This window comes from Clostridioides sp. ZZV14-6150 (assembly GCF_020657875.1).
Taxonomy (GTDB): domain Bacteria; phylum Bacillota; class Clostridia; order Peptostreptococcales; family Peptostreptococcaceae; genus Clostridioides.
Genome location: NZ_JAGWDA010000041.1, coordinates 1 through 3,291, shown reverse-complemented (window position 1 = coordinate 3,291; position 3,291 = coordinate 1). Strand labels below are relative to the sequence as shown.

The 3,291-nt window shown below is 30.3% G+C and carries 5 protein-coding genes; all 5 read right to left on the bottom strand.

What is annotated here, in order from left to right:
* On the bottom strand, positions 1-731 hold a 731-nt coding region (locus KGF41_RS20405; protein WP_255611565.1), incomplete at its 3' end, for a glycine rich domain-containing protein.
* A gap of 135 nt (positions 732-866) precedes the next feature.
* Entirely contained in the window at positions 867-1,049 is a 183-nt protein-coding gene (locus KGF41_RS20400) for a hypothetical protein (protein WP_227857128.1), read from the bottom strand.
* The gene (locus KGF41_RS20395; protein ID WP_227857127.1) at positions 1,049-1,342 is read right to left on the bottom strand and encodes a hypothetical protein; all 294 of its coding nucleotides are present in this window, start codon (positions 1,340-1,342) and stop codon (positions 1,049-1,051) included. The genes KGF41_RS20400 and KGF41_RS20395 overlap by 1 nt, the downstream gene beginning before the upstream one ends.
* Before the next feature lie 14 nt (positions 1,343-1,356).
* Positions 1,357-2,844 carry a hypothetical protein gene (locus KGF41_RS20390; RefSeq protein WP_227857126.1) on the bottom strand — a complete coding sequence of 496 codons (1,488 nt, stop codon included), beginning with the start codon at positions 2,842-2,844 and terminating at the stop codon, positions 1,357-1,359.
* A 15-nt stretch (positions 2,845-2,859) separates the two neighbouring features.
* On the bottom strand, positions 2,860-3,291 hold a 432-nt coding region (locus KGF41_RS20385), incomplete at its 5' end, for a phage tail protein (RefSeq protein WP_227857125.1).

Genomic DNA, 3,291 nt, shown 5'->3' with positions numbered 1-3,291 from the left:
ACCACATTTTCTAACCAATATTCTGAGGTTGGTATATAACCAGGTGGCTTATAGCTATCTTTAGTTAGTGCATAACCGCTTCCACCACCAGCAGTACTTTGAGTTGTAACACAACCTGCACCACCAAACCATCCACCACCACCACCTATATGTTTATTATAACTACCACCTTTACCAAATAAACCATCAAAATATGAACTATTATTAATACCACCTTGATATTGTGTGCCACCACCTGCGAAATTACCTTGATAACCAATTCCGTTATCACCATTTAAACCGCCACCATGACCAAGTTTACTAACAGAAGATTCACTAGCACCACCGCCACCACCTGCTATAAGTATACGTGAAAGCAAACCTTCTAAATCATCCCAAGAAGAATTACCACTAGAAAGTCTTATATCAGTTGAACCACCACCATCAAATGACCATTTGTAAGGAGCAAAACTAGAATATCCACCAGCACCACCGCCATTATAACCAGTTCTAGTAAAAGAAGAAGTAGATAGAACTTTTTCATAACCTGACTGACCAACACAAATACGAAAATTAGTTTTCTCTTTTAATATAATTTCACCTTTTGCATAACCACCATTTGCACAAGTAGTAAAATCATCAGCTTTATATCTACCACCACAAGCCCCCCAACATTCTAATTTATACTTGCCGGGTTTTAATGTAACACGTTGTTCACTTCCTGTATAATTAAATTCATAAACTGTTGCCATTTAATACACCTCTTTCTTAATTTATGGTTTTATTGTACCTAATTTTAAAACTATAAACGTCTGCAAAGTGTAGATGAAGTGTAGGCAAAATGTAAATGAATTTATATATTTTAAGAAATAAAAAAGGAACATTCCCTATATTGTAGGTTCTGCTCCTTCTACTACTCCACTTTCTCTAATTATATAATCCTCTACTGCCTTTCTGTACTCTGTGTTAGTTACATCATCTAATTCAAATTCTCTATTTTTTAAAGGGTTCAATCCTTTGTTTAATATTCTCTCTGCCAATATTCTTACTACAACATTATTTATATTCATTATAAAATTCCTCCTACTTTTTCATTTTCTGCAATCAATATTTGATTTTCTAACTCTTGTATTCTCTTTTCTTCATCACTCACATATATTGGTATTTCTTCTAAAATTGGTTGTTTAGTTTCTATATTTATACTTGTAATTCTATTTTTAATATAATCTATACTTCCATATGGAATATCAATATAATGTAATTCAGTTATTTTATTGTGTGGTAACACATCCCCACAGGACTCACCTGTTTCAAAAATTATTTTACCTGTTTGGTCATATATTACTCTGTTTGGAACATTCATGTTTTTTCTCCTTCTTAAATAAATTTAATAGCATACCATTTATAAATATGTCTTTGAGTTGAGTCAAAGCTATAAGCTGGAATTTGAACACCAGTATTATTAAAATAAACATCTCCTTCGGAATTATTATAGAGCCAGCCATTAGCATGAAAATACTCATCACTACTTTTTCTAATAAAAGATGTAACACTTGAAAAATCAACACCTCTTTGTGTGGCAACACCACAACAAGCGAAAAGGAAAAGTTTATAATTATTTTTATATTCAGTATCATAGTAATCAAAATCAGCAAAGAAAATATTAGGCTTAAAATCTAAATTACTAATTTTAACCCAAGCACTAGGTTTAAAAACTCTATCAGTTAGATATGGATAAGCAATTTTAGTGTCATCACCCTTAAAAGAAGTAACTGTACCACTAGCAACTTTATATTTAGAGTTTAACTGACTTATAGTATTATTAGCTTGTGTCAACTGATTAATCAAATCCTGCAAACTAGCATCTCCGCTATCAAATGATGCCTTTATTTTCTCTGATAATTCTACTAGTGTATTATTTAAAGATGAATCTATATTCTTTAATGCTAAAGTATTTATAATACTTGTTTTACCATTCTTAAACCCTTCTCCAATTTCTATCAACTTAGTTGATATATCTTGTAAAGTTGCATCTGTTTGAAGTGGCATTATCTCTTTACTTATACTTAATACTTTCTCAGTAGTTGCATTTTCTGCATCTGTAGCAACTATTTTTAATGTGTGAATTGCATTGTCTGTAAGTTCGTAGTTGATGGTTTTCTCTAAATACAAATCTGTTGTTATTGTTTCTTTTAATACATCATCAATGAACCACTCTATTTTAGATAAATTATTATCTGTATCTATTGCTGTAAAGATTGCAGTAGTTGAGTTATAAGAAGTTATATTTAATTTTGGTTTAGTATTACCTTTTGTAAATGTAACTGTTTTAGTTAACATATTTCTATTATTAAAATCATTAAACTCAATAACAATATGATTAGTTGAATTATGACTTAATTTAGATAAATATTCATCTGTAAGACTTATTTTATATTTTGAATCAACAGTATTAACAATTTGACCTATAGTATCATTATTCAATTTATAAACTATATTATATCTTAATTCAGGAGAACCATCGCTTATAGTATACTCAATCTCACAAGCATCACTTATAACACCTAAATTATCTTTTATATTAATAGTTGGTTTTGCTACAAACCTTGCAGTAACGTTTTGACGCATAACAACATCTCTAACTATAACCTCAGAACCACTAGTTGAATAATAACGCACATTAGTTGTAGTAGCAGTATAAAGTCTAGTTCCAAGTTCAAATACTTTTATTCCGTTGCCAACTTCAAAGGTACCATAATAAGTACGTCCACCAGTTTGATATGAGCAAACACGAAGAAATATTTCTTCATCTGTATGTTCTCCTTCTCTTAATTTAACACCTCTATCAACGTCATAAGTAGCCATTTAACCTCCTCCTTTCTACATTGGTATCAAATTACTGTTTATCGTTGATATAATACTAGTCCTATTACCTTTTATTTCTTGCATAACTTCTTTTAATGCTCCCTCTACATTGTCACTTTCAAATAAGTTATCTGTGTCTTTTATACTTGTTTTTTCTGCTGTTGTTTCTATACTATCCACACTAGTTTTTACCTCATTCAATGCACTAACAAGATTTGTTTTATCTGTTGTAGTAAGTTGTGTTGTATCTCCTATTTTATTGTTCAACTCTGTTTTAGCAGTTTCTATGTTGCTTGTTAATTCTGTTTTAGTTGTATCTATTTTAGTGTCTAAATCTTGTATATCTTTGAGTGTTGCAAAAATTATAGTAGGGTCAATTTTAAGTTCTATATTATTTACATTAGATACAATAAGCACAGTTTTAACCTTCATGTCTACCACTGCACC